Origin of the sequence: Demequina phytophila (genome assembly GCF_000971135.1) — a bacterium.
GTDB lineage: Bacteria > Actinomycetota > Actinomycetes > Actinomycetales > Demequinaceae > Demequina > Demequina phytophila.
In genome coordinates, this window is sequence record NZ_BBLW01000001.1 from 494,318 (window position 1) to 520,203 (window position 25,886).

Consider the following 25,886-nt stretch of genomic DNA (forward strand, 5'->3'; position numbering starts at 1 on the left):
AGGTGGTGCCTCAAGCATGCCCGGTCCGCGCTGCGGCTCAAGCCCCAGGGATTGCGCCGCGCGCGCCCACCCACGCGAAGAAGTCCTCGGCCGCGATCACGGGCTTGCCCCACTCGAGCGCCTTGCGGGCCTTCCCCGACTGCGTGCCGCGCTCCGCGACCACCAGCACGTCGGTGCGCGTCTTGGTCACGCTCGGCACCGGCACCAGCCCGGCGTCCTCGGCAAGCGCCATCATGCGCTCACGCTCCACCACACCCCGCCCGGGCGACACGACCGTGCCGGTGAAGCAGACCCGCGCCCCTGGCGTCAGCACCGCGGAGACCTCCACCGGCCCGTCGAGCACCAGATCGATGGGAAGCACGTCGACCCCGAAATGCTGCTCTGCCGCGCGGATGCGCGCGAGCGCCTCCGCGTCCTTGTCGACCACCCGGTCCCACGCCCCGACCAGCAGCCCCGCGAGCACCGCGCTCGGGTCGTCATCCGCGGAGAGGTTGCCGCCCACCACGAAGACCTCGGGCCCGCCCGTCTCGATCCGCGCCTGGAGGAAGCCCCGGCCACGCGGCCAGGAGGCGAACGGCGTGCCCGCCGCCAGCGCATCGTCCCCGTGCCGCCGGATCCAGCGCTCACCCGCGTCACGGAGCGCGCGCACTCGCTCGAGCGCCGTGGGCGCCTCGAGGCCCACCCGCTCGCCCGCGTCGAACGCGGTCGCGGGCAGCTCCGCGCCGAGCGCCATCGGCTCGACCACGCCGTTGCGCTTGAGCTCGAAGTCGATCCATCCGAGCGTCCGGTCGATGCCGACCCCCACGGGGATCCGGCCGGCGAGGAGGGGCGACAGGCTCGCCCACGCCTCGGCGAGCACGGGCGCGAGCTGCACGTCGCGCGTGGAGAGGCCGAACTCCGTCTGCGCGGCGAAGAGGTCGCTCGTGGGGTTGACCACGGTGGTCGCCTCGTCGCCCTCGTCGGTCACCACCGCGATCTCGACGGGCCGCGGCCGGTACCTGTCTCCCACCGACCCCACGGTGAGGGCGCTGAGGTAGACGTACCCGGCCGGGGCATCGTCCCCCGTGCTCGCGCGAGCGGCGGCCAGGAACCGGCGGATCCGGCCGTCGCTCTTGAGGTCGCGCGGGAGCACGTCGCGGCGCAGCACCAGGCCCTCGAGCGACGTGCAGCGGCTGAGCGCAACGTAGAGCTGGCCGTTGGCGAACGTGCCGCCGGTGAGGTCGACCACCACGCGGTCGAGCGTCTGACCCTGGGCCTTGTGGATGGTGATGGCCCACGCGAGCTTCATGGGCAGCTGCGTGAACGACCCGACGACCTGCCGGTGCAGGCTCCCGCCCTCCATCACGGGCCGGGTGATGTCCCAGGTATAGGGACGGACGTCGACCTGCCTGCCGTCGCGCAGCGCCACGGTGGCGACGGGGCCGTCCTGGTCGCGCCGCAGCACCAGCACCCGGCCGAGCGTGCCGTTGACCCAGCGGTCGGCAGGGTCGTTGTTGAGGAGCATCACCTGCGCCCCGACGGCGAGGTCGAGGCTGGGCTCGGCCGGCGTCTCGAACCCGTCCGTGTCGCCGGAGACCCGCGCGTCGTACGTGAGGATCGGGCTCGGCAGGCGCTCGAGCTCGCTGCGGTTGCGGGCGCGCACGATCCGGTTGGTGGTGGCCAGGGTGAGCCAGAACTCGTCGTGGGGCGGCTCGAAGCCGGGATGGGTGCGCGCGTTGAGGGCCGCCCTCGCGCCCTCGAGCAGGGCGCCGTCGCGCACCGCGTTGAGGATGTCGACCAGCTGCGTGTCGCCCAGCTGACGGAACACCGTGGTGAGCTCGACCACCGCGAAGTGGTCGCGGTCGAAGCGGCGCGCGGAGAAGAAGTACGGCGTGCCGTAGCGCTCGTCGAAGAAGTCGACCTCGTCGTCGCGGACCACGGGCGGGAGCTGATGCAGATCTCCGACGAGCACCAGCTGCACGCCGCCGAAGGGCTCGCCCGGCTGCGGGCCGAAGCGCTCGAGCGCGGCGACCAGCGCGTCGAACAGGTCGGCGCGGACCATCGACGCCTCGTCGACGATGAGGGTGTCGAGTCCCGCGAGCGTGCTCGCGAAGCGTCCGGGGAAGTATCCGGCCCCGCGCACCTGGTCCTCGTTCACGCCCATGGGGAAGGAGAACAGGCGGTGGATGGTGTAGCCGTCGACGTTGAGCGCGGCGATGCCGGTGGGGGCGACCGTCACCGCCGTGCGGTCGGTCGTGGCGAGGAAGTGCCTGATGAGGGTGGACTTTCCGGTCCCCGCGCGACCCGTGAGGAACAGGTGACCGCCGCCGTGGAGGACCTCGAGGGCGCGCTCGAAGTCCTCGGTGAGGGTGATGCCCTCCCAGGGGCGCCGCGCGCGCTGCTCGCTCATCGTGGGGAGAGCCTACCCAGGGCGGCGGACACCGGCGCCGGCTCACCCCGGCCGCGGCATCGTCCCCTCAGCCGAGCGCGACCGGCTCGCGCACGTCGTCCTCGGGGAGCGTGTCCGCAGTCGCGGTGACCTCCATCGCGACCAGCTCGACCGGCTCGCCGATGGTGGTGAGGAACGCCGTGTCCGCGGCGTCGCGTCCGGTGGCGATGCGGACCAACGCAGACCGCGGCGCGAGGGTGGTCGCGTCGACCACCAGCCAGCGGCCGTCCACCATCGCCTCCGCGACGGCGTGGAAGTCCATGGGCTCGAGCCCCGGCGCGTAGACCGCGGCCACCCGCGCGGGCACGTCGAGCGCCCGCAGCAGCGCGACCACCAGGTGCGCGAAGTCGCGGCACACGCCTCGGCGCGACAGGAGGGTCTCGGCGGCGCCGCCGGTGGGATCGGTCGAGGTGCCGTCGTAGGTGAGGTGCGTGCCCACCCAGCTGGAGACGGCCGCGAGGAGCTCGACACCCGACAGGCCCGCGAACTCGTCGGCGGCCACGGGCGCGAGCGTGTCCGACTCGCAGTAGCGGCTGGGTCGCAGGTAGCGGATCGGGTCGATCTCCTCGACGACGGCGGCCTGGCTGCGTCCGTCCACGCGCGCCTCATACCTCACCTCGACGCGCCCGGCGGTGACGTCGACCGAGTGGAGGCGGGTGCCGTGCTGGTCCGCGATCTCGACGGGCTCGAGGGGCGCGCCGTCCTGGGTCACCGTGAGGGACTCCTCGGCGGCGCGGCCGTCGGCGACCGCGATGGCGAGCACCATGCGGGCCGGCCCGGTCGCGTCGAGGGTGAGGGAGGCGGTCACGTCGCGTCGCATGCGGGAATGGTCGCACGCCGACGCGCGTCAGGCGTTCCAGGGGTCGATCAGCCGCACTCCGGTGTCTGCGAAGTCGTTGACGTTGCGGGTGGCGACGGCGCATCCATGCGCCGCCGCGGTCGCGGCGAGGTAGCCGTCCACGGTCGGAAGGGGTCGCCCGGCCGCACGCGCGCTCACAGCCATGTGGGCATAGCGGCGCGCGGCGTCCTCGTTGAACGGCAGGATCCTCGAGGGGAACAGGCCCAGCAACCGGTCGAGCATCGCGGCGAGCCTGTCCTTGCGGGCGCCGTCCGGCAGCGCTCCGATGCCGAACAGCAGCTCGGCGAGCGTCACGCCGGACAGGTACAGGGTGTCCGCCGCCTGGGCGTTGAGCCAACCGATGACGGCAGGGTCTGGAGCGGGCCGCATCGCCTCCGACACGACGTTGGTGTCGAGGACGATCACGGCATCGTCAACGGCTCGGCGGGCGAGCGATCCGCGCGTTCCTCGAGCGCGTCCACGTCGGCGTCGGAGAGCTCGAGATCGCGACCCAGCGCCACGAGCGCATCGCCGAGCAGGAGCCGGTGGGGCGGGACCAGCGCCGCGGCGAGGATCGCCCTCACCTCGGCCTCCGCGCTGCGGCCGTGCTCGGCCGCCCGTGCCCGCAGGGCACGATGCACCTCGTCGGGCACGCCTCGAACCGTCAGGACCGCCATCATGCACCTCCCGCATCGATGACAGCATTTTACCCAAGTGCATGCATCCGGTCGAGGGTCTTCGACGAAGCATCGCGCCGGGACAAGAAGAAAGGGCCCGCCGTCCGGCGGGCCCTTCTCACTGGTGGAGCTGAGGGGAATCGAACCCCTGACCTTCTCATTGCGAACGAGACGCGCTACCAACTGCGCCACAGCCCCAAGTGCTCGAATAGGTTAGCACCTTCCCGGGGCCCGGAAGAACACCCCGGGGACGATGCGCGGGGCCCGTTCCCCCGCATCGTCCCGGCAAAGCCCGGGCAAAAGTTAAAGAGTTCGTCACAATCGCGCAATAACGCCGACATCCCCGCAACCTACCGTCACTCCAAGGCCGCACGCCGAGGTGCGGCCCCCGCTCGTCAGGAGCAGGCTTCGGGAAGGAGGTGCCGCCGTGTACGACGACGTCGATCCGTTCATCGGGACCGAGGCCACCTCGCTCCCGGCACCCTCCGGCCTGGCCGCGACCTGGTGGTGGCCCAAGCCGCAGGTCGGTAACACCCACCCGGGCGCGTGCTACCCGCTCGGCATGGTCTCGGCGTGCGCCTACTCGGGCGCCTACCCCACCGGCTACGGGCTCTACGACCTGTCCACGGAGGGCCTGCCGACCGCGATCCACGACCGCGCACTCACCTCGGGATTCACGCACTTCCAGCAGTCCGGCACGGGCGCGATCCGCAAGTACTACAACTACTTCCGCGTCACCCCGATGATCGAACGGCTCGACGAGCTGGGAAAGACGTGGGACCTGGTCGAGGAGCACGCCGAGCCCGGCATGTACTCCGCCACGCTCGACAACGGCATCGAGGCGCAGCTGGTCGCCGGCCCCAAGAGCGTGATCCACCGCTACCGGTTCCCCGCGCATCCCAACGCGCGCGTGGTGGTCGACATGTCGATGGGCGGCCTCACCATCCCCTACGGCGCGACCATCCCGCTGCGGGCCAGCCTCGAGTCCGTCGAGCCCGGCGTCGCGCAGGGCGAGATCGTGGTCGAGGGCGTGCCGCTGGCCGTCTACATGGAGTGCGACGCCGAGTCCTGGCGGCAGATGCTCTGGTACGACCACCGCCTCATGCCCGCCGGCCAGCGGCTGGACCTCGACTCGATCCGGCCCACCACGCTCCGTTCCTTCGGTCTCATGTGGGCCGGCCCGGCGGAGGAGGGTCAGGCGGTCGAGCTGCGGATCGGGTTCTCGCTGCGCGGCGTCGAGCAGGCGCGCAAGAACCTCCACCGCGACCTCGGCGAGCTGGGCACCTTCGAGTCGCGCCGTGCCGGCACGCGCGAGACGTGGCGCGGGCTGCTCGACGCGGTCACCGTCGAGACCGCGAGCGACGAGCGCCGGGAGGTGTTCGCCACCGCGCTGTACCACTCGCTCATCAAGCCCTGCTTCGCCGCCGACGAGAGCCCGTTCTGGCAGCAGAAGGGCCCGTTCGTCTTCGACATCGCGACCATGTGGGACATCTACCGGACGCAGCTGCCGCTGCTCACGGCGCTCCTGCCGCACCGCGCCGCGGAGCTCGCGAACGCGCTGCTGAGCATCTGCGAGCAGGAGGGCAACCTGCCCATCGGCTACCGCATGGCGCGCGGATCGGACCGCTTCTCACGCCAGGGCAGCGCCCTGGTCCACACCCTGCTGGCGGACCTCGCGCAGCTGGGCATCCCCGGCATCGACTGGGACTGGGCGCTGGTCCACATGCAGACCGACCTGCGCCGCACGTACGGCGAGGAGTTCCTGCTCCAGGGCTACGCCGAGCCGCTCAGCCACACCCTCGACATCGCGTTCGGGTACTGGTGCACCGCGCAGGTCGCGGCGCTGCTGGGCGACCGCGCCATCTGCGACGAGTACGCGCCCCTCGCGGATCGCTGGCGCAACGCGTTCGACCCCGAGACCGGCCTGCTGCACTCCTCCACGTACTACGAGGGCACCCGCTACAACTACTCGTTCCGGATCATGCACGACATGGCGGCGAGGATCGAGCTCGCGGGTGGGGACGATGCCTTCGTGCGGCTTCTCGATCGGTTCTTCGGCTTCGGCGCGGAGCCGGTCGCCCAGCCGGGCGAGCGGCCGGGCGCGGCGGAGATGGCCGCGGGCTACGCGCTCGGGCGTTTCGAGGGGCTCAACAACGAGCCGGACATGGAGTCGCCCTGGTCCTACCACTACGCGGGGAGGCCGGACCGGACCGCCGAGGTGGTTCACGGCATCGTCCACCAGATGTTCGGCCCGGGCCGCGGAGGACTGCCGGGCAACGACGACTCGGGAGGGCTTTCCTCCTGGTACGTGTGGGCATGCCTGGGCCTGTTCCCCGTCGCGGGACAGAACCTGTTCCTGCTGCACCCGCCGGCATTCTCCGCCGCACGCTTGCGCGTGGCGCGCGGCGACCTCACCATCGTCGCAGAGGGCTTCGTCGAGCCGATCCCCGGCGGGCCCGTGCAGCACGTCCAGTCGGTGACCTTCGACGGCGAACCCGTCACCGGCTCGTGGATCTCCGGATCCGACCTGCACCGCGGAGGCGAGCTCCGCTTCATCCTCGGCGACACGCCGAGCGACTGGGGGCGGACCCACCGTCCCCCCTCCACCCCCCGGCCCTGGGCAATCCCCGCGAAGGAGGCATCATGACCCCCACGAACCTCACGAAGCAGCAGCGCCGTCTGGTGATCGTCGTCCGGGCGGATCCGGTGATCTGCGGGCATTCGGGCGAGGCGCGCAACCTCGCCGAGGTCGCGCTGACGCGCGGCTTCGACGACGTCCGGATCGTCACCTGGCCGCTCGACCGGCTCGAGGAGACCGGACTGCCGCTCAAGCCCCTGGACACCGTGCTGCCGTACTCCCCCGGCATCACCGTGGAGCGGCCGGGCCCGGTGGGCGGCTACAAGATCCCCGACGGCCGCTACCTCGCGGGCATGGTCGGGCGCCTGGTCGAGCTCTTCACGGACGGCACCCCCACCGTCGCGATGTCGCTGTACCTCCACCCGCACACCACCGCTGTCGCGGACGCGCTGCGGATCGCGCAGTCGACCGGGTTGCCGGTGAACGTCACCACCATCGCCGAGGCGGTGGGCTCCGACATCACCGACGTCGTGCGCTCGGCCGTGGACCACGGCGAGTTCGGCGCGGCGGCCGCGGTGCTGTCGACCTACCTGTCGCAGGACGTGTGCGTGGCGGTGTCGCAGTACACCAAGGACGTGATCGTGGCCTCGGCGGCCGAGCTCGACGCGATGTACGGCACGGCGTTCGCGGCGCAGTGCGAGGAGCGGGTGACGATCTCCTACCCGGCGATCGACACCTCGGCGTACCTCGGGCTCGACCCGGCCGAGACGGACCGGGTGCTGGCCTCTCGCGGGCTCGCGCGCAGCGAGTACGTCCTCTACCTCTCCCGGCTGCAGAAGGCCAAGGGCGTCGACGACCTCATCCGCGGCTTCGCCGCCTCCGAGGCGTGCGCGCACCAGACGCTGGTGATCGCCGGCCGCGGACCGGACCTGCCGTACTTCCAGGAGGTCGCGTCGCGGACCACCGCGCGCGACCGGATCGTGTTCCTCCAGGACGTGGGCGACGACGAGAAGCCGCACCTCATGGCGGCCTGCACGGCGTACGCGCTGCCGTCGAAGCCCGCTCCCGAGTTCACCGAGACGTTCGGGATCGCGCTCGTGGAGAAGATGCTCGCCGGCGGCGGGCCGGTCATCACGTGCGACACCGGCGGCATCCTCGAGGCCGTGGGCGACACGGCCGTGGTGGTGCCCTCGGGCGACCCGTCGGCCCTCACCGTGGCGCTCAACGTGTGCGCCGCCGGTCTCGACGAGGCCGACCGCGAGTGGTGGCAGGGCCGCGCGCGTGAGCACGCGATGCAGTTCGACCGCGTCCACGTGTTCGACCGGCTGTTCGCGATGCTGCCGGGGTCCGCCGGGGTCGCGGGTGCGGGCCCGCGCCGGAAGGTGCGCGCGAGGGCCTAGGGAGCTCAGGCCCCGCGGCGACGGGCGAGGATCGCGTCGAGCGATCCCGTGGCCGGAGCGGCGGGTGCCGTCTCCGCGGCGGGTGCGGGCGCGGGCTGCGCACGGTAGGACGCCGCCGCGATGTCCTGCGTCTCGAGCAGGCGCGCCTGCCCGGGCCGGACCTCGGCCTTGAGCGTGTAGCTGGGCGCCGGCATCTCGCGCGGGCTCCACGCGGCCGACTCCTCGACGGGCGCGGTGCCCGCGACGACCGCGTCGACGCGCTGCACGGGCGACTCGATCGCCCCGGACACCGGTGCGAAGATCGGCGCGGGAGCCGCCAGCGGCGCGAGGTCCTTGGCGGTCACCACCTTGATGGCCTGGGTCTCGACGTCGGACGGCTGCGACTCGAGGCCGGCCGCGCGCTCGGCAATGACCTTGCGCAGCGCCTGCGTCGCGGTCGCCGCGGCGCCCACCTCGCGGGCCACCAGCGCGAGGCGCGCGTCGACGCGGCGCTGAGCGGCGGCCGCGCGTGCACCCTGCACCAGCACGCCCGCGAGCAGCGCGGTCGCGACCGCGCCCACCACGGCGTGGACCAGGCCGAACGCCACCAGCACCCACGCGGCGGTCACCAGTACCGACGCACCGAGCGCGACCCGCGCACGGCGACGGGCACGGGCCCGACGCTGCGCGAGCGCGACCGCACGGTCGCTGCGCATCGCGATGAGCTGACGCTGCGCGGCGGTAGCGGCCTTGTCGATGGGGCCCGCGGGACGGGACATCGCGTCCGCGCCCAGCTGGGCGATCGAGGCGCGCGCCGCGCCCGTCACCAGCAGGGGGACCTCGCCGGAATCCGTCGACGCGCGGTCCGTCGGACGCGCCACGCGCGAGGCCGTGGTCTTCACCACGCGCATCTCGGCGGAGTAGCGGTCCTCGGTCCGCACCAGGGCGTAGTCCGCGCGCTCCTTGATCCGCTGAGGGATGACGTAGGCGAGCACCATGCCGAGGGCGATGATCGCGAGCAGTCCAGCGGGAGGCATGGCACGACGTTAAGGCCGCCGCCACCCCGAGCCCGGGAGGACTCGCGGCGTGTCAGCCGCCGACACCCCAATATCGTCCGGTACGAGGCTCGTCTTGAGTCCGGGCGTAGATCACGTGGTCCCGCCAGCCGCCGTCGATATAGAGGTACGACCGCCGGATCCCCTCCTCGGCGAAGCCGAGCTTCTCCGCCACCCGCCGCGACGCGGCGTTCTCCGGCCGGATCGCGATCTCGATGCGGTGCAGCCCCAGATCGAACGCGTGGGAGGCGAGGAGGGACGATGCGCGGGTCACCAGGCCCTGGCCGGCCCGGTCGCGCGCGATCCAGTAGCCGAGCGAGCCGGACCGCTGCGCGCCCCACTGGATCCCCGCGATCACCACGCGTCCCACGAGCGCGCCGTCGACCTCGATCGCGAGCGGCAGCGACTCGAGGTCGCGCCGCTGGCGGCGCTCCTGCCGCACGAACGCCCGGAACGTCATGTCCGATGCTGCGCCCTCGGGCGGCACGGTGGCCTCCCACGGCTTGAGCCAGTCGCGGTTGGCGGCGCGCAGCGTCATCCACTCGTCCTCGTCGCGCGGTGTCAGCGGCCGCAGGCGCAGGCCCGCCGCGGACAGCACGAGCGGTCGCGCCATCAGTCGTCCCAGACGGTGCAGCGCAGCACCTGGCCGGCGCGCACCTCGGTGGTCGCGGCGTCGACCCACGCGATGCCATCCGCGTCGCCCAGCGAGGCGAGCGTGACGTCGCCGGGCTCGCACGCCGGTGTCGCGGTGACGGCACCGGCCGCGTCCAGCCCGAGCCTCACCGGCACGGCCTGGGTGATCCCGGCCGGCGACCGCCAGCCGCGCGACAGGTGGGCACGCACGCCGGGGCGGATCACCTCGGTGAAGCCGCACATCTGGCGCAACGCCGGACGCACGTACGCCTCGAACGCGAGCGCGGCGGCCGCGGGCGAGCCGGGCAGGGCGATCGTCGGCACCTGGCGAGCGCCCTCCTCGCCCAGCATCGCGAACGCGTGGTGAGGGCCGGGCTCGAAGGTGAGCCGCACATCGTCCACCGTGCCCAGGTCCCCCAGGACGGAGACCACCGTGTCGTCGACGCCGTCGCTGAGGCCACCCGTGACGATGAGCAGGTCGGCGCGCACCAGCTGGTCCTCGAGCGCGGTGCGCAGCGTGGGGCGGTCGTCGGGGACGGGGCCCACGCGGTAGGCGTGCGCGCCGGCGTTGCGTGCGGCGACGGCGATGAGGTGACCCGTGGCCTCGGGTACGCCGGCGCGGCCCGCGCCCGGGTCGACGAGCTCGCCGCCGGTGGCGACCACCACCACGCGCGGGACGGGCCGCACCGTGAGGCGCGGGTGGCCCAGCGACGCGGCGAGCGCGAGCTCGCGCCCGCCCAGGCGCCTGCCCGCGGGCACCAGGCTGCGCCCGGCCTCCGCGTCGGCGCCGGCGCGCCGCACCCCCGAGCCGGACGGGACCGGACCCTCGACCGCGACCCGCGCGACTCCGCCGTCGGTCGAGGCGAGCGGGACCACGGCATCGGCCCCCGTCGGGACGGGCATGCCGGACGCGACGCGCGCCGCGGTGCCCGGCAGGTGGTGGCGCGGACCGCGGTCCGCGAAGGAGACGTCGTGGGCGACGGGGAGCGTCGAGCCGGTCGCGAGGTCGGAGACGCGCAGCGCGTAGCCGTCGTGGGCGGCGACGTCGTGCGCCGGCAGCGCCGCGACCGAGACCAGGGGCTCCACCAGCGTCGCGCCGGCGGCGTCGCCGACGAGCACGGTGAGCGGCGGGATCGGGGCCAGCGCGCGGGTGACCGCGCTCCGATGCTCCTCGAGGGTGCGGGTCAGCACGGGCGACCTCCTGATCGACACATGTGCAGAGCCTAAAGACATGCCCGAGGGTGGAACAAAGATTTACCGAACTTTGGCACAATGGAGCCCATGACGCCGATGTCCGACAGCTCTCTTCGCGCCCTCGAACCGGACGAGGCGAAGGCGCACCTGAGGGCGAGCATCCGACGCGAGAGGCTCCAGCGGAGCGAACGGCGGCGCCACGAGGCGGCCGCCGCCCTTCGCGACCACGTGCTCGCCCTGCCGTCGATCCAGGAGGCGCGCTGCGTCTCCGTCTACGCGTCCCGACCGCACGAGCCCGGCACGGGCCCCCTCATCGAGGCGCTCCACCGACGCGGCGTGAAGGTGCTGGTGCCGCTGCTGGGGGACGGGCTCCAGCGCGGTTGGGGCGTGTACCGCGGCATCGAGGACCTCATCGAGCGGGCGCCCGGACGCCCGCCGGAGCCCAGCGGCGACTTCCTGGGCTCGGCGACCCTCGCGGAGGCCGACGTCATCGTGGTGCCCGCCCTCGCGGTCGACACGTCGGGCACCCGCCTGGGCCAGGGCGGGGGCTGGTACGACCGCGCGCTCATGGAGGCGCGCCCCAGCTCCCCCGTGGTCGCGCTCACGTTCGCGAACGAGGTCCACGACGCCGCGCAGGACCCGCTCCCCCGCGAGCGCCACGACCTCGGCGTGGACATGGTCATCACGCCCGAAGGGGCACTGCCGCTGCCCGCGTAGAATGTGCGGCATGCCTACGTACTCCTACGCGTGCACCGCGTGCGACCACGCGTTCGATGCGGTGCAGTCCATCCACGACTCCGCCCTCACCGAGTGCCCCGAGTGCGCCGCACCCGTGCGCAAGCGCTTCGGCTCGGTGGGCGTCACCTTCAAGGGCTCGGGCTTCTACCGCACCGACTCGCGCTCGGACTCGAAGGCGTCCAGCGCCTCCTGACGCTCGCGCGTCCTGACGCCGCTCACCAGTGCGGCGGGCGTTCGCGCTTGATCTCCTCGTCGCGGCTGGAGCCGCCGTGCGCGCCGCCCCACCCCTCGTCGAGGTCCTCGCTCGCGCGCGTCGGGATGAGCGGGCGGCCCGAGCCTCGCGTCGCCGGCCGGATGGGCGGCGGCGAGGGAAGGGACGATGCGTCGGCGGGGTCCTCGTCCTCAGTCGGCTCCTCGTCGGGCTCGGCGGGCTCGTCGGCAGCGGGCCCGTCGGCAGCGGGCTCGGGCTCCACCTCGGGCGTCTCGTCGGTCATGTCCTCATCGTCGTCCACGTCATCCTCCTGAGCGTCGCCGCCGAGGTCCAGCTCCGCCTGCACCTGCTGCAACGCGCGGGTGGTGACCTTGTCCGCGAGGATCTGCTCCGCGAGCATCACCGAGATGCCGAGCGTGACGTCGGGCGCCTCCTCGAACTCGGGCTCCGGCTGGGGCTGAGGCTCCGCGGGCTCCTCGGCGCGCAGCGCGGGGATCGCGCCGGTCACCTGGTCGACCGAGTCGACGTCGAACACGTCCTCGGCGGGGATGCGGATCTCGGACGTCTCGACGCCCAGGTCGAGCGTGGGCTGCTCCCACACCAGCGGCGCCTTCTCGCGCTCGACCGCGTCGACGATCGCCGCGACGGCGGCCTCGGGGTCCATGAACACGTCGAGGGTCCACAGCGACACGACCGTCCAGCCGAGCGCCTCGAGGCCCGCGTACTGGTGGCGCATGCGGTCCCGCACGCTGGCGGTGCCGCCGCGGGTCGCCTCGTCGGTGACCACGGCGACGCGGTAGCCGCGATCGTGGCGGCCGCCCACGACCAGCGGGATGGCGTCCGCACCGGTGCCGTAGCGGACGTGCACGGCGTAGCCCTCGCCGCGCAGCCGCGTGGCGATGTCGGCGAGCAGCCAGTCGCCCGGCGCGGGTTCGGGCCGCTCGGCGGGGACGGGCTCGCCGTCGGAGGCGAGCAGCAGCTCGCGCAGCCCGTCGACCCCCTCGAGCTCGGCGCCCTCCGCGATCGCGCCCAGGGCGTCCACGCCCAGCGTCGTCACCACCGTGAGGCTCTCGTGGCTCGCGACCACGGCCTGGGCGAGCGCCTGGGCTCCCCCGTCCTCGGACAGCGCGCCCAGCCGGGCCGGCAGGGTGCCCTCGGTGTCGCGAGCGAAGCCCGGCGCGAGGATCACCTCGTCGACGTCGAGGCCCGCGGCGTTGCCCAGCGTCACCACGGTCACGGACTCCGCGAGGCGGGCGCCGCGCTCGTCGAGCATGTCGCGCAGCCGGGCCGCGTGAAGCTCGCTGCCGGCGACGATCGCGAGCGTGCGGCGCGGCATCGAATGGACCAGGCGGTCGGCACGGTCGATCACCGCGGCGACCTCGGCGGGCGTGGACTCGACGGCATCGGCGCCCGCCGCGGGGCTGCCGCTCGCCTCGACCAGGACCACCTCGAGCGCGTGCGGCACGCCGGCCGAGGGCAGCGAGCCGAGCGACCGGCCGTACGCGAGCGAGCCGAGCACCCCGGTGACGCGCGGGTCGCGCGGCTGCGGCAGCGCGTGCAGCGGCATCCGCGGCAGCAGGCGCGCGAACACGGACACGGCGCTGCGGGTCGCGGACTCGGCGTCGCCGACCACCACCACCTGGCGTGCGCGCGCCAGGGTCGGCACGGTCTCCGCGAGCGCGAGCGACTCCGCGCCGAACACCACGGCCACGTCCACGCAGCGGGTGGGCGGGGCCAGGCGCGACACCTGCTCCGCGGTCGCGAGGGTGATGGGCCGCAGCGCGGATACCAGGGGGGCGTAGTCGCGCCACAGCTCGCGGTAGGGCGCGTCGGCGCCCTCGACCAGCGTCGCGAACAGGTCGCGGGCGAAGTCGGGGTGGCGCGCGATGGCGATGCGGCGGCGCTCCGCGACGGCGCGCATGAGCGGTCCCACGCGGGCGTCGGCGAACTCGCGGTCGCGCAGCAGGAACTGCTCGACCACGCGGCCCATGGCACCCTCGTCGGTGAGGCGCGGGTCGGCGGACACGATCGCGTCGAAGGCGGACGCCCACCACGCGAACTCGAGGTCGCGGCGCACCTGCTCGGGCGACGCGTCGCGCGTGCGCAGCTCGTCGAGCAGCGGCCCCAGCCCGGCGGACTCGAGGTCGCGCTCGACGGGCAGCGCCTCGGCCGCGTCGAGCGTGCCGGGCACACCCTCGGCGAGCCGCTCGAGCACGTCGCGGACGTGATCCCACGGCTGGTCGAGCAGCTCGTCCTCGCCGGTCACCTGCGTGACGGGGCCCTCGAGGCGGCCCCACAGACGGATCACGTTCTCGACGCGGTCCGCGTAGAGGTCGAAGTCGTCGGGCACCAGCGGCCAGCCGCCAGCGGAGCAGTGGGCGCGCCAGCGCAGCGCCTGCGCATGCGCGGCCACCAGGTTCTCGTGGAGGTCGTCCTTGGTGCGGCCCGGGCGGAGCAGCTCGACGGCGCGGCGGCGCAGGGCGCGCCGGTCGCGGCGCGCGAGCGTGCCGGCCTGCGGGCTTCCCGCGGGCGCCGTGGCGGCCACCAGGTCGTGCAGCGAGCGGTGGAACACCGCAGGCGAGAAGATCTCGAGGGTCGCGCGCAGGTCGGTGAACAGCGTGACCTGGTCGGCCCACGCGACCATCGTGGGCGCCTCGTCCATCCCCGTCTCGTGGGCGGCGATCTGCGCCTCCGCGCGCATCTTGGGCAGGTGTCGGACCACCAGGGTCGCGAGGGCCTCGTCCAGGCGCGCCCCCTCCTCGGCGTCCGAGGTGACCGTCGACCACCACGGCACCAGCGTGACGGCGGCGGGCTCGGGATCGGGCTGGGGCGGCTCGTCCGCCTCCGCCTCGGGGCGCAGCCGCTCCACCATCGCGTGCGCGACGGACGCGAAGCCGTGCTCGGACACCAGCGCGGCGGCCTCGGCGCCCAACCGCAGCTGCGTCTGCGGCGCCGGCTGCGTCGAGATCAGCCGCACCACGGCCTGGACGGCGTCGTACGCGCTCACGTCCCAGGGACGATGCGACCGGTGGAGGGCGTCGAAGCGCACCTCGAGCTCGTGGCGGGCGGTGAGCAGCGACTCTCCCGCCTGGCGCAGGGAGTCGTCGTCGACGTCCTCGACCCCCATGGTCATCGAGGTGAGGAGGCGGCGGCGGGCGGTCTCGTTCCAGGATCCCTGGGCGCCGGAGACATACGCGTCGGTCACGCCCACGCGGTCGAGCCGCTTCGCGACCGCGCGCACCGACTGCTCGGTGCCGCCCACGGCCATGACCGCGCGGCCGGACGCGGCGGCGTCGGCGACGATCGCGGCCACCGTGCCCACGGGGTCGGAGCCGGGAGGAGCCTGGAGGAACACGGACCGGCCGGTGGCGATGAGGTCGAGCGCCGCGAACTGGGCGTCGTCGAGGTCACCCACGCCGCGCTCCGCGAACGGGTCCCGGTCGCCCACGGGGAAGGCGGGCAGCGGCTGCGCGAGCAGCGCCTGCGCGTCGGAGTCCCCCGCGGTGGCGGCAAGCATGTCGGAGGCGCCGATCACGGCGTCCATGTCGTCGAGGTCGTCGAGCAGGCGCTGCTCCGGGTCGTCGAACGCGCCCACGAAGAGGCGGTCGACCACCTCGACGCCCGGGAACGCGTCGCCGAGGGAGCGGACGTGCTCCCACAGCGGCCGCGGATCGAACTGGACCCCGGCCCCGGCCTGCGGCGCGACCGCCGCGAGGCCGTCCGCGACCCCGCGGTCGCGCGCCTCGGTCTGGAAGACGGGGTTGACGGCGACCTGGTCGAGCATGGTGACGAGCACGTCGCCCTGGCGCGCGGGCTCGAAGTGGACGGGGCGCATCACCAGCGGCATCTCGCGGCGGCGTCCGTCCTCGTTCCACGCGACCGTGCCGATCACCATGGCGGCGGTCCATACGCCGGTCGCGGCCTTGACACGGTCCGCGCTCTCGCGGATGAGGCGCACGCGGTGCAGCGCCTGCGCGTACTGCTCGGGGTCGCGGATGAGGTTGCCCAGCGACGTCGCGCGTCCGGCGAACAGTGGGGCGAGACCGCCCGGGTGCGAGCCGCGCAGATCCACGGTGGTCGTCTCGCTCAGCGCAAGGTCCCGCAGCGGCGACACGGTCGCCAGCTCCTGGAGCTGCTCCCTCCACTCGCGCAAGGCGTCCGCGACGAGCGCGCGCCCGATGTAGTCGACCACCGTCCTACGGTAACGGTTCGGTCACGGCCCCCCGAGACACCACGCCGCCCGTCGCGAGGCCCCCGACCGGCGCATCGTCCCCCGCGCGTCAGGCGCCGGACAAAGAGACAGTGCGCGCCGACTTGTGCAGCCGACACGCACTGTTGGCAGGATTGTGGGACCACCGCGGCCCCCGCGTCAAACCGGCTCGCAGACGGCGTGTGAACGGACGACATCCGGTGTCACCTGAAGCGTCGGATGACCTCGCGCAGCGGCGGGACGAGCACCCCGGCCGCGGCCATGTCGGCACGCGCGAGGCGGCGGTTGCGCAGCACCCCCACGACCCCGATCGCCCACGGGACGAGCAGGGTGGCGAACGCGATGCGGTACTCGTCGAGCGTGTACGCGGTCGCTCCCTCCGGGGACACCGCCTGGAGGGTGACGCCCACGAGGACGATGCCGAGGATGGTCGACACGAAGCCGCCGAGGTTGACGAAGCCGGTCGCGGTGCCCATCGCCTCCTCGGGACCGAACGTGCGCGCGTAGTCGAGCGCGATGAGCGACACGGGCCCGCCCGCGCCGATCACCGCCATGAGTATCCCCAGCTCCCAGACCGGGCGCGGGGTGTCGGGCACCAGGATCGCGACCCACGCGACCGCGGTCGCGACCGCCGAGCCGAGCACCAGCCAGCTGCGACGCAGCGGGTGGCGCGCGGTGAACGCTCCGGCGAGCGGACCGGCGGCCATCTTGGTGAGCGTGATGACCATGAGGAGCGCGCTCGCCTGCGCGAGCGTGAGCCCCTGGGTGGTGACGAAGAACGGGACGCCCCACAGCAGCGCCACGGTGTTCGCCGAGCACAGCGACAGGAAGTGGGTCCAGAAGCCCAGCCGCGTGCCGGCGGGGCGGGCGGCCACGCGGATCGACGCGCGGAGGGACGATGCGGCGGCGGGTGGGGTGGTCGCGGCGGCGGTTCCCGCGGGGCTGGGCGGGCGGCGGATCCCGCGGGACGCGAGCGCGGCGGTCGCGAGCGTCGCGGCGGCGAGCACGCCGAAGGTGGCGCTCCAGCCGAGGTCGCGCAGCAGCCACGCGACGGGGATCGAGGTCGCGAGCTGGCCGGCCTGGCCCACCAGCCCGGTCACCTGCACGAGGACGGGCACGCGGCGCGCGGGGAACCACAGGGGGATGAGCCGGCACGCGGAGATGAAGATGGGGGCGTCGCCGGCGCCGATGAGGACGCGCGCGAGGATCGCGACGGGCAGGCTGGTGGTGGCGCCGAGCAGCACGGTGCCGACCGTCATGAGGAGCGCACCGCCGATCATGAGGCGCCGCGCCCCCCAGCGGTCGAGCAGGGCTCCGGCCGGGAGCTGGAGCGCGGCGTACGTCGCGACCTGGGCGATCGCGAGGACCGACAGCCAGGCCGCCTCGATCCCGAACCGGTCGAGCGCATCCACGCCGGCGACGCCCAGCGCGGTGCGGTTGACGATCGCCACGAAGTACAGCGCCATGCCCGACACGAGCATGAGCCAGGCGCCGCGCGGGGCTCGCGCGGGGGCGCGGGCGGGGCTCGGCTGCGCGGTCACGGTCCTCCCAGGGTCGGTTCACGGTACGGCGCGGGCGGGGCGTGCGCCGCGGACCTCGGACCCAGGCCCCTCCCGAGTTCGCTCAGCACGGTCCCAGCGGCGCCACGCCGGTCGGCGCACGTTCACATGCCCGCGCGCCCCGCGTGTCTCGGGCGGGACCGTGCTGAGCGAACCTGTGTCGGGCGGTCAGCGCTTACGGCGGAGGGCGTCGCGCAGCGGCGGCACCACCACGCCACCCTCGGCGAGCACGCCGCGGGTGCGCCTGCGCGACGCGATCACACCGGCCACCCCCACGGCCCACGGGATCACCAGGACGGCGAACGCGAGCCGATACTCGTCGAGCGTGTACGTGGTGGCGCCGGGGGGCGAGGTGAGCTGCAGCACCAGGCCGACCGCGAGCACCGACAGGATGGTCGCGCCGAAGCCCCCGACGTTGACGAATCCGCTCGCGGTGCCCATGCGGTGACGCTCCGAGAACGTGCGCGCGAAGTCGAAGCCCACCGCGGATGCCGGACCGCCCAGCCCGACCGCGAGCGCGAAAAGCACCAGCTGCCACATGGGCCGGGGCGTGTCGAAGGACAGCAGCGTGGCGAACGCGACGAACGTGAGCGCCGCGGATCCGAGCACCAGCCAGGACCTCCGCAGCGGGTGCCGCCCCGTCAGCCACCCGATCACCGGACCACCGGCCATCGCGGACAGGGTGATGCAGGTGAGCAGCAGGCTCGCCTGCGCGGGCGTCTTCTCCTGCGCCGTGACGAAGAACGGCACCCCCCACAGGAGCGCGAGCGTGTTGACCGGGAACAGCGTGACGAAGTGCGCCCAGAAGCCCAGGCGCGCGCCGGCCGTGCTCGCGGTGCCGCGCACTGCGCTCCACATGCCCTCGGGCGCGACCACCGCGCCGTCGGAGGGCGGGTTGCGCAGCCCCAGCCCTGCGGCGATGCCCACCGCCACGCTCACGGCGGCGATCACCGCGAACGTCGTGGACCATCCGGCCGCGTGCAGCAGCGCCGCGACCGGGAGCGCCGTCGCGAGCTGGCCCGCCTGCCCGATGAGGCCGGTCACCTGCACCAGCATGGGCGCGCGCCGCGGAGGGAACCACAGCAGGATCAGGCGCGTGGCCCCGATGAAGATGGGCGCGTCACCCGCGCCGATCAACACCCGCGCGACCACCGCGAGCCCGATCTCGTGCGTGAAGGCGAGCATGGTCTGGCCCGCCGCCATGACGATGAGGCCGGCGGTCATCACCACGCGCGCGCCGTACCGGTCGAGCAGCCGGCCGGCGGGGATCTGCAGCAGCGCGTACGCCGCGACCTGCGCGACCGACAGCACCGCGAGCCCGGTCGCCTGGATCGCGAACCGGTCGAGCGCCTCCACGCCCGCGACGCCCAGCGCCGTGCGGTTGACGATCGCCACGAAGTACGCGACCACCGCCGCGCCGTAGACCATCCAGGCGGCGCGCGGCGCGCGCTCGCTGTCGCTCATCGTTCCTCCGGGGGCTCGGATCGAGGCCCTCCGTCGGCCGGTCCCGCCGGACCTCGCCCGGCCAGTATCCACCCGCCGGAGGCGGCCCCAGGACACGGGACGATGCACGGGCCGGGTGACCCGCGCATCGTCCCCCCCTCCCCTGTCCCCCCTCGAACGTCCGCGCCTTACAGCGCGAACGCCGCCTCGAAGCCGGCGTTGATGGCGTCGCCCACCTTCGCGGGCTTGACGCAGTCGCCGATCGCGATCGCGCCGCGCGCGGTGAGCGCCCCGACCACGGCCGCTCCGGGTCGCACACCGAACGCGCTGATCACGCTGTCCGCGGCGATGTGGACGGGCCCGTCGGGGCCGTCCACCGACACGCCCGCGGCGTCGACGTTCACGACCTTGTGGCCCGTCAGCAGGCTCACGCCCGCCTCCGCGAGGTCACGCAGCAGGGTGATGCGGTTGATCATGAGCAGGTCGGGGGCGATGCCGTCGGCCATCTCGATCACGGTGACGTCGTGGCCGTCCTGGGCGGCCTCGAGCGCGAAGTCGGCGCCGGACAGCCCGCCGCCGCACACCACGATCCGGTGCCCGAGCTCCGCGCCCAGGTGGGCGTCGACCACCTCGACCACGTTCGGGCCGTCGAGGCCCGGGATGGGCGGCACCACGGGGTCCGCGCCGATGGCCGCGATGACCACGTCGGCGGCGTCGAGCTCGGGCGAGTCCGCGGTGATCTCCGTGCCGAGGTGAACCGTGACCGGCAGGTCCTTGAGCTGGCGCTCCCACCAGAAGATCATGGAGCGCAGCTCCTTCTTGAACTCCGGCGTCGCGGCGGGCCAGAGGACGCCGCCGAGCTGCTGGCTCCTCTCGTACACGTCGACCGTGTGGCCGCGCAGGGCCGCGACGCGCGCTGCCTCGAGCCCCGCCGGGCCGGCGCCGATGATCGCTACGCGCCTCGGGTTCTCCGCCGGGGTGAGGACGCGCTCGCGCTCCATGCCGACGGTCGGGTTGACGGCGCAGCCGAGCGGCTGGCCCACGAACGCGTTGCCCACGCACAGCTGGTTGCAGCGGATGCAGGGGCGGATGTCGGCGCGGCGGCCCCGGGCGAGCTTGAGCGCCCACTCGGGGTCCGCGATGAGCGCGCGGCCGATGCCGGCGAAGTCCATCTCGCCGTTCGCGATGGCCTCCTCGGCGCGCTCGGGCGTGAGGTTGCCGCAGCCGAGGACGGGGATGGTGAGGGCGTCCTTGAACATCTTGACGGAGCCCATCATGCAGTTGTCGCCCAGGTAGTAGGGCGGGAACACGTAGTCCATCGCCTCGTACGAGCCCTCGTCGATCATGAGGAGGTCGAGGCCGGCGGCCTCGAGGACCTTCGCGATCTCGAGTGACTCGGCGGGGGTGCGGCCACCTTCGAAGCGGTGGTCGACGGACAGGCGGAAGCTCACCGGCAGGCCGGGTGCGCCCTCCTTGACGGCGGCGATGATCTCGGCGGCGAAGCGGCAGCGGTTCTCGACGGAGCCGCCGTAGGAGTCGGTGCGACGGTTCCACACGGGCGACATGAACTGGTCGATGAGGTAGCCGGTGTGGCCGTGGATGTCGATCGCGTCGATGCCCGCCTCGGCGCAGCGGGCGGCCGCCTCGCGGAAGCGCTGGACGATCACCTGGATCTCCTCGGTCTCGAGCGCGCGGCAGCGCACGTGCGGGTCGAGCCAGTGGGTGTTGTCCGAGGCGGAGATCGGGAGACGCTCGGGGTCGATGGTGTTGATGTTGCGGCCCAGGCCGGCGGTGAGCTGGACGGAGACCGCGCCGCCGCGCGCGTGGAACGCCTCGGCGAGCTTCCTGAGGCCGGGCGTCGCGGCGTCGGTGTCGACGCGGCCCAGGCCTGCGTTGATGACCTCGTAGTCGTCGGTGACGGCGTTGATGCCGGTGCAGACCAGGCCCGCGCCCGCGGAGCGCTCCGCGTAATAGGCGATCTCACGGTCGGTGAGGTGGCCGTCGTGGTCGCCCATCTCGGTTCCCATCGGGACCATGATGACGCGGTTGCGCAGCTCGAGGCTGCCGAGCCGGACGGGCTCGAGGACGTGCGAGTAGGTGGGTGCGGACACGACGATGGTGGACATGGGGGCCTCCTGGGACCGGGCGGTCGACGATGACGCTATTGAACATATGCCCAATAGAAGCCGCCCCGGAGGGACCAAGGTCACCGGCGCATCGTCCCGCCCCACTTCGCTGCGCACGGTCGGCGAACCGACACACCGCGCGCAACGGCACGATGCGCGGGTCGCCCCGGCGCGTCGCCGCCCGGACCGTGCGCAGCGAAGGGGGGGGTTAGGCGCTGAGGCCCACCGCCGCTGCCAGCCTCGGGTACACCCGGAGCGCGTTGCCGGCGAAGATCGCCTCCCGCTGCGCGTCGGTGATCGCCGCGGCGTCGATGTAGCGCCTCGTGTCGTCGAAGTAGTGGCCGGTCTCCGGGTCGATGCCCCGCACGGCGCCCACCATCTCGGACCCGAACAGGATGTTCTCCGTCGGGATCACCGTGGTCAGCAGGTCGATGCCCGGCTGGTGGTACACGCACGTGTCGAAGAACACGTTGTTCATGAGGTGCTCCGACACCGGCGGCTGCCCCAGCATGTCCGCGAGCCCGCGGTAGCGGCCCCAGTGGTAGGGCACCGCTCCGCCGCCGTGAGGGATCACCAGGCGCAGGGTCGGGAAGTCCGCGAACAGGTCGCCCTGGAGCAGCTGCATGAAGGCCGTCGTGTCGGCGTTCATGTAGTGCGCGCCCGTCGCGTGGAACGCGGGGTTCGCGGAGGCGGAGACGTGGATCATGCCCGGGACGTCGTGTTCCACCATGCGCTCCCACAGCGGATACCAGTAGCGGTCGGTGAGCGGTGGCGCGGTCCAGTGGCCGCCGGACGGGTCCGGGTTGACGTTGCAGCCGATGAAGCCGAGCTCCACGCAGCGGTCGAGCTCCGCGATCGACGCGTCGAGCCCCTCGCCGGGCGACTGCGGCAACTGCGCGACGCCCACGAACGTGCCGGGAAACAGGTCCACCACGCGCGCGATGAGGTTGTTGCAGGCCTCGGACCAGGCGATCGACGTCGCGAGGTCGCCCTGATGGTGACCCATGACGGAGGCGCGGGGCGAGAAGATCGTCACGTCCGCGCCGCGCTCCCGGATGAGCCGCAGCTGGTTCTTCTCGATGGTGTCGCGGATCTCCTCGTCCGAGATCTCCGGGTACGGGGGCGCCGCCTCGCCCGCCGCGAACGCCGCGAGCTGCGCCGCGCGCCAGTCGCTGTGCGCCGCCGGCGCGGTCGTGTAGTGCCCATGGCAGTCGATGATCATGCCCGCTCCTCCGTGCCCAGGCCGGCGGCCGCGCGTACGGCGTCCACCAGCCCGATCGTGTCCTCCTGCGGCAGCACGCCGCCCCACTGCGCCGCCCACCGCTGCCGCTCGACGGTCGCGGACGCCATCCACGGCTCGACTCCGGCGTCGGCGACCGTCGCCGCGGCCTCCTCCATCTCCTCCGCACGGCGCACGCCGTGCTGCAGGGAGCGCGACATGAAGTAGCCCGCGATCGCCTCCCAGTCCGCCTCGGGAAGGATGTTCGACAGCGACGCGACCACCTCGCGTTCGACGCCGTACGCGCGCGCCGCGAGCAGCGACTCCGACAGCAGCGCCTCGAGACCCTTCACCACCACCGACCGGCACAGCTTGGTGGCCGCGGCGACTCCGATCTCGGCCGCGCCCACGGTCGCGCCCGCCAGCCCGTAGCCGGGCGCGGCGTCCCCGAACGAGGCGGCATGCGGCCCGCCCAGGATGAACGGCGCGGCGAGGCGGCGCGGCTCGATGGGCGACATGAGCGCCGCCTCGACGTAGCGCCCGCCCCAGCCCTCGACCAGCGCGGCCGCCTCCCGCTTGTGCGCCGGCGAGCTCGAGTTGAGATCGAGGTACCAGGCGCCCGCGTCGAGGCCGGTGGCGGCGGACGATGCGGCGGGCACGCAGTTCATCGCCGTCACCGCGCTCACGACGAGGGCGGCGCCCGCGACCGCCTCCGCAGCCGACCCTGCCGGCGTGATGTCGAGCTCCGCGGCGTTGCGGGACGCGCGGGATGCCGCGTCCCCGAACGCGGTGTCCCAGGCGGCGATCTCGGTGATGCCGAGCGCCCGCAGGTCCTCGGCGAACACACGGCCCACCTCGCCGAGCCCGATGAGGGCGACAGGACCGTGGGGCATGGTCATCGGGACTCCTTCGTCGCGGCGGCGGGATGGCTGGAGGGGTGGACGCGGCCGTCCATGATCATCCGGGCGGTCCGCACCACGCGGGTCCGGCCCACTCGCGTCGGGTCGCCCGGGACCGGGTCGACGTAGAGGTCGAAGAACCCCGTGGGGTGCTCGACGCGGAGCGGCGCGTCCGCGGCGGGGAGGATCGCCAACCCCTCGGCGACGGTGCCGGCGAGCCGTGCACCTGCGGCGGCGGTCGCGGCGCCGAGCACGCCGATGGCCTCGTGGACGCGGAACGGGATGAAGCTGCGGGTGCGGAGCGTGCCCCCGGCGGCCGGCGCGGACAGCAGCACGATCTTCGGGGTGGTGGTGGTCTCAGGCGTGCCCGCGATCCCCATGAGCGGGAACGCGGCGGCCCGGATCTCGGCGACGCGCCGGACCACCTCGGGGTCACCCTCGAGGGTCGCGGGGTCCTCCCCGCCCGTGAGCCCCAGATCCGCGGCCCGGACCAGCACCGACGCCATCCCGTTGTCGATGAGCGTCGCCTCGACTCCCGCGATGACGTCGATCGGGTTGCCGGTGGGCAGCAGGGCGCCCGCGGCCGGCTCGAGCTCGACCTCGATGGGCGCGGCCGTGCCGGGCACGCCCGAGATCTCCGCATCCCCCTGGTAGGTGACCTCTCCGCCGGGGGTGAGCACGGTGAGCGCGGCCACGGCAGCCGTGTTGACCATCCGCACCCGCACCACGGTGCGGCCGTCGCGCGCGGGCACCAGCCCCCGCTCGATCGCGAACGGTGCGACCGCGGCGAGGATGTTGCCGCACGTCTGCGACGTCGACACCACCGGTTGGTCCACCGCGACCTGAAGGAACAGGTAGTCGATGTCCGCGTCGTCGTCCTCGGCCGGGCTCACCACTCCGACCTTGCTGGTGAGCGGGTGGGCGCCCCCGAGCCCGTCGATCTGGCGGACGTCGGGGCTGCCCATGATCCGCAGCAGCAGGTCGTCGCGCGCTGCCGGATCCGCGGGCAGATCCTGGGCGAGGAAGATGCCGCCCTTCGAGGTGCCGCCGCGCATGAGCGCGCAAGGGATGCCCGTCATGCCTGCTCCGCGGCGGGGTGGCGGCGGTAGGTGACGCCCAGGTCCTGGAGGACGGGGCGCATGCCGTAGCGGTCGAGCCCCAGCTCGCCCTCGAGGAACGATGCCCGGGTCGCCTCCTCCTTGGCGAGGCGGGCGCGGGAGGCGACCAGCGCATCGTCCGCCTGCTCCCGGGGGACCACGACGAGGCCGTCGTCGTCGGCGATCACGATGTCGCCGGCGTCGATCACCTGACCGCCGACCACGATGGGCACGTTGATCGCGCCCGGCGTGTTCTTCACGGTCCCCATGACGTTGACGTGGCGCGCCCACACGGGGAAGCCCATGTCGCGCAGCTCCTGGGTGTCGCGCACTCCCGCGTCGATGATCGCGCCCACGACGCCGCGGCGCTGCAGTCCGGTCGCGAACAGCTCGCCGAACATGCCGTGGCTCGACGGCTCACGGGTCGTGGCGACGAGGATGTCGCCGGGACCGCACTGCTCGATCGCAGCGTGGATCATGAGGTTGTCGCCCGGCCAGCTCATCACGGTGACCGCGGTGCCCGCGACGCGCGTGCCCTGCTGGATGGGGCGCAGCGCCGAGATCGACCCGGTGCGACCCATGGCCTCGTGGATGGTCGCCACGCCGATCGTCGAGAACGCCTCGACGGTCTCCGCGGACGCCTTCGGCGGGTCGGTGAGGATCACGGTCTCCATGGGGGCGCTCCTTCGCGAGCCATGCGTCCTCATCGGCGAGTCCGCTCGCCCTTACCCTAACAGGATTGTTGACAATGTTGTAGCCGATATTGACGACGCTTGAGGTGCGGCGTCACGCCGGCGTGCTGCTGCTCGCCCGCAGCGCCTCGATGACGGACGCGATGTGCGCGCGCATCGCCGCCTCAGCGGCGTCCCCGTCGCGCGCGACCACCGCATCGACGATCGCCTGGTGCTGCCACACGGAGACCTTCGACCGCCCGGGGACATGCGACAGCGCGTACTGATGCCGCACCATCTGCCCGTGGAGCTGGGCGATGATGCCGTTCGCCTTGCCGTGGCCCGCGATGTCGCGCAGGGAGGAGTGCAGGCGCGCGTTGAGGTCGCTGTATTCCGCCACCTCGCCGGCCGCCACGGCCTCGTGCATCTGACGACCGATCGCCGCGAGCTCGTCCGCCTCCGCGTCGCTCACCCGCTCGGCCGCGCGCCTCGCGATGAGCCCCTCGACCACCTGGCGCACCTCGGAGATCTCGACCGCCTCGTCGATCCCGATCTCCCTGATGCGGGCACCGATGTTGCGGCGCCGCTCGACCAGGCCGTCCGCCTCGAGCGCCTGGAGCGCGGCCCGCACCGCGAAGCGGCTCGCATCGAAGCGCTCGCACAGCTCCGCCTCGACCAGGCGCTGGCGCGGCGCGAACTCGCCGCGCAGGATCGCGGCCCTCAGCTCGTCGAGCACTCGCACATCTGCGGCCATGGCTCCTCCTCGGGTGGACGCGGGGCCCGACGACGGCGCCGGACACGCGAGCAACAATATTGGCGACAATACAGCGTGCGCCGGGCCACGCCCAGTTCGCCGCGCACGGTCGGCAGGGCGACACGCGGCGATCCGAGGGACGATGCGCGGCGCGCGCCCGCGTGTCGCCGCCCGGAC

20 protein-coding genes and 1 tRNA gene are annotated in these 25,886 nt (G+C 73.5%); 4 read left to right on the plus strand and 17 right to left on the minus strand.

What is annotated here, in order from left to right:
- Positions 1–37: 37 nt before the first annotated feature.
- The 5 genes from AOM01_RS02420 to AOM01_RS02440 all read right to left on the minus strand — a co-directional run bounded on the left by AOM01_RS02420 (position 38) and on the right by AOM01_RS02440 (position 4,141).
- Entirely contained in the window at positions 38–2,389 is a 2,352-nt protein-coding gene (locus AOM01_RS02420; RefSeq protein WP_062288375.1) for an AAA family ATPase, read from the minus strand.
- Positions 2,390–2,456: 67 nt separating this feature from the next.
- Positions 2,457–3,248 carry a transglutaminase-like domain-containing protein gene (locus tag AOM01_RS02425; protein WP_062288378.1) on the minus strand — a complete coding sequence of 264 codons (792 nt, stop codon included), beginning with the start codon at positions 3,246–3,248 and terminating at the stop codon, positions 2,457–2,459.
- A 27-nt stretch (positions 3,249–3,275) separates the two neighbouring features.
- On the minus strand, positions 3,276–3,692 hold the full coding sequence (locus AOM01_RS02430) for a type II toxin-antitoxin system VapC family toxin (protein WP_062288382.1): 417 nt from the start codon (positions 3,690–3,692) through the stop codon (positions 3,276–3,278).
- On the minus strand, positions 3,689–3,943 hold the full coding sequence (locus AOM01_RS02435; protein ID WP_062288636.1) for a FitA-like ribbon-helix-helix domain-containing protein: 255 nt from the start codon (positions 3,941–3,943) through the stop codon (positions 3,689–3,691). Before AOM01_RS02435 ends, AOM01_RS02430 begins: the two co-directional genes overlap by 4 nt.
- A 122-nt stretch (positions 3,944–4,065) precedes the next feature.
- Positions 4,066–4,141, minus strand: a tRNA-Ala gene (locus tag AOM01_RS02440).
- 229 nt (positions 4,142–4,370) lie between these two features.
- Here AOM01_RS02440 and AOM01_RS02445 point away from each other — a divergent pair.
- The gene (locus AOM01_RS02445; RefSeq protein ID WP_062288385.1) at positions 4,371–6,590 is read left to right on the plus strand and encodes a glycoside hydrolase domain-containing protein; all 2,220 of its coding nucleotides are present in this window, start codon (positions 4,371–4,373) and stop codon (positions 6,588–6,590) included.
- Positions 6,587–7,921: a glycosyltransferase gene (locus AOM01_RS02450; RefSeq protein ID WP_062288388.1), complete on the plus strand. Its 1,335-nt coding sequence runs from the start codon at positions 6,587–6,589 to the stop codon at positions 7,919–7,921. Before AOM01_RS02445 ends, AOM01_RS02450 begins: the two co-directional genes overlap by 4 nt.
- 5 nt (positions 7,922–7,926) lie before the next feature.
- On the opposite strand, the gene AOM01_RS02455 is transcribed toward AOM01_RS02450, so the two are convergent.
- The 3 genes from AOM01_RS02455 to AOM01_RS02465 are packed head-to-tail and all read right to left on the minus strand — an operon-like array spanning position 7,927 to position 10,779.
- Positions 7,927–8,937 carry a hypothetical protein gene (locus AOM01_RS02455; RefSeq protein ID WP_062288391.1) on the minus strand — a complete coding sequence of 337 codons (1,011 nt, stop codon included), beginning with the start codon at positions 8,935–8,937 and terminating at the stop codon, positions 7,927–7,929.
- A gap of 52 nt (positions 8,938–8,989) precedes the next feature.
- Complete coding sequence (locus tag AOM01_RS02460; RefSeq protein ID WP_062288392.1) at positions 8,990–9,568, minus strand: GNAT family N-acetyltransferase; 579 nt, start codon at positions 9,566–9,568, stop codon at positions 8,990–8,992.
- On the minus strand, positions 9,568–10,779 hold the full coding sequence (locus tag AOM01_RS02465) for a molybdopterin molybdotransferase MoeA (RefSeq protein WP_062288395.1): 1,212 nt from the start codon (positions 10,777–10,779) through the stop codon (positions 9,568–9,570). The genes AOM01_RS02460 and AOM01_RS02465 overlap by 1 nt, the downstream gene beginning before the upstream one ends.
- A gap of 90 nt (positions 10,780–10,869) precedes the next feature.
- Here AOM01_RS02465 and AOM01_RS02470 point away from each other — a divergent pair, with 90 nt between their 5' ends.
- Together AOM01_RS02470 and AOM01_RS02475 are read left to right on the plus strand one after the other, a co-directional pair.
- On the plus strand, positions 10,870–11,499 hold the full coding sequence (locus AOM01_RS02470) for a 5-formyltetrahydrofolate cyclo-ligase (RefSeq protein ID WP_062288398.1): 630 nt from the start codon (positions 10,870–10,872) through the stop codon (positions 11,497–11,499).
- 10 nt (positions 11,500–11,509) lie between these two features.
- Positions 11,510–11,713 (plus strand): FmdB family zinc ribbon protein, encoded by a 204-nt coding sequence (locus tag AOM01_RS02475; protein ID WP_062288401.1) that lies wholly within the window; start codon positions 11,510–11,512, stop codon positions 11,711–11,713.
- Between the two features lie 22 nt (positions 11,714–11,735).
- Here AOM01_RS02475 and AOM01_RS02480 read toward each other — a convergent pair whose 3' ends face one another.
- From AOM01_RS02480 to AOM01_RS02520, 9 genes are all read right to left on the minus strand, one after another.
- Positions 11,736–15,923 carry a PDDEXK-like endonuclease domain-containing protein gene (locus tag AOM01_RS02480; protein WP_062288404.1) on the minus strand — a complete coding sequence of 1,396 codons (4,188 nt, stop codon included), beginning with the start codon at positions 15,921–15,923 and terminating at the stop codon, positions 11,736–11,738.
- 221 nt (positions 15,924–16,144) lie between these two features.
- A complete protein-coding gene (locus AOM01_RS02485) occupies positions 16,145–17,482 on the minus strand; it encodes an MFS transporter (RefSeq protein ID WP_062288407.1) in 1,338 nt (445 codons plus the stop codon).
- 186 nt (positions 17,483–17,668) lie between these two features.
- Positions 17,669–18,964: an MFS transporter gene (locus AOM01_RS02490; protein ID WP_062288411.1), complete on the minus strand. Its 1,296-nt coding sequence runs from the start codon at positions 18,962–18,964 to the stop codon at positions 17,669–17,671.
- Between the two features lie 167 nt (positions 18,965–19,131).
- Positions 19,132–21,069, minus strand: coding sequence for an oxidoreductase (locus AOM01_RS02495; protein ID WP_062288414.1), 1,938 nt, complete (start codon positions 21,067–21,069; stop codon positions 19,132–19,134).
- 208 nt (positions 21,070–21,277) lie between these two features.
- A complete protein-coding gene (locus AOM01_RS02500) occupies positions 21,278–22,291 on the minus strand; it encodes an amidohydrolase family protein (RefSeq protein WP_062288417.1) in 1,014 nt (337 codons plus the stop codon).
- Entirely contained in the window at positions 22,288–23,187 is a 900-nt protein-coding gene (locus AOM01_RS02505) for a DUF1932 domain-containing protein (protein WP_062288419.1), read from the minus strand. The genes AOM01_RS02500 and AOM01_RS02505 overlap by 4 nt, the downstream gene beginning before the upstream one ends.
- Positions 23,184–24,266 carry a PrpF domain-containing protein gene (locus AOM01_RS02510; RefSeq protein ID WP_062288422.1) on the minus strand — a complete coding sequence of 361 codons (1,083 nt, stop codon included), beginning with the start codon at positions 24,264–24,266 and terminating at the stop codon, positions 23,184–23,186. The genes AOM01_RS02505 and AOM01_RS02510 overlap by 4 nt, the downstream gene beginning before the upstream one ends.
- Positions 24,263–24,958 carry a 4-carboxy-4-hydroxy-2-oxoadipate aldolase/oxaloacetate decarboxylase gene (locus tag AOM01_RS02515; protein ID WP_062288424.1) on the minus strand — a complete coding sequence of 232 codons (696 nt, stop codon included), beginning with the start codon at positions 24,956–24,958 and terminating at the stop codon, positions 24,263–24,265. Before AOM01_RS02515 ends, AOM01_RS02510 begins: the two co-directional genes overlap by 4 nt.
- Positions 24,959–25,070: 112 nt before the next feature.
- Positions 25,071–25,709, minus strand: coding sequence for a GntR family transcriptional regulator (locus tag AOM01_RS02520; protein WP_062288427.1), 639 nt, complete (start codon positions 25,707–25,709; stop codon positions 25,071–25,073).
- Positions 25,710–25,886 lie beyond the last annotated feature (177 nt).

Bases quoted from the DNA above. Each gene is read 5' to 3' on its own strand.
- AOM01_RS02420 (WP_062288375.1), bottom strand. From the start codon at position 2,389: ATGAGCGAGCAGCGCGCGCGGCGCCCCTGGGAGGGCATCACCCTCACC.
- AOM01_RS02425 (WP_062288378.1), bottom strand. From the start codon at position 3,248: ATGCGACGCGACGTGACCGCCTCCCTCACCCTCGACGCGACCGGGCCG.
- AOM01_RS02435 (WP_062288636.1), bottom strand. From the start codon at position 3,943: ATGGCGGTCCTGACGGTTCGAGGCGTGCCCGACGAGGTGCATCGTGCC.
- AOM01_RS02450 (WP_062288388.1), top strand. From the start codon at position 6,587: ATGACCCCCACGAACCTCACGAAGCAGCAGCGCCGTCTGGTGATCGTC.
- AOM01_RS02455 (WP_062288391.1), bottom strand. From the start codon at position 8,937: ATGCCTCCCGCTGGACTGCTCGCGATCATCGCCCTCGGCATGGTGCTC.
- AOM01_RS02460 (WP_062288392.1), bottom strand. From the start codon at position 9,568: ATGGCGCGACCGCTCGTGCTGTCCGCGGCGGGCCTGCGCCTGCGGCCG.
- AOM01_RS02470 (WP_062288398.1), top strand. From the start codon at position 10,870: ATGACGCCGATGTCCGACAGCTCTCTTCGCGCCCTCGAACCGGACGAG.
- AOM01_RS02475 (WP_062288401.1), top strand. From the start codon at position 11,510: ATGCCTACGTACTCCTACGCGTGCACCGCGTGCGACCACGCGTTCGAT.
- AOM01_RS02490 (WP_062288411.1), bottom strand. From the start codon at position 18,964: ATGAGCGACAGCGAGCGCGCGCCGCGCGCCGCCTGGATGGTCTACGGC.
- AOM01_RS02495 (WP_062288414.1), bottom strand. From the start codon at position 21,069: ATGTCCACCATCGTCGTGTCCGCACCCACCTACTCGCACGTCCTCGAG.
- AOM01_RS02500 (WP_062288417.1), bottom strand. From the start codon at position 22,291: ATGATCATCGACTGCCATGGGCACTACACGACCGCGCCGGCGGCGCAC.
- AOM01_RS02505 (WP_062288419.1), bottom strand. From the start codon at position 23,187: ATGACCATGCCCCACGGTCCTGTCGCCCTCATCGGGCTCGGCGAGGTG.
- AOM01_RS02510 (WP_062288422.1), bottom strand. From the start codon at position 24,266: ATGACGGGCATCCCTTGCGCGCTCATGCGCGGCGGCACCTCGAAGGGC.
- AOM01_RS02515 (WP_062288424.1), bottom strand. From the start codon at position 24,958: ATGGAGACCGTGATCCTCACCGACCCGCCGAAGGCGTCCGCGGAGACC.
- AOM01_RS02520 (WP_062288427.1), bottom strand. From the start codon at position 25,709: ATGGCCGCAGATGTGCGAGTGCTCGACGAGCTGAGGGCCGCGATCCTG.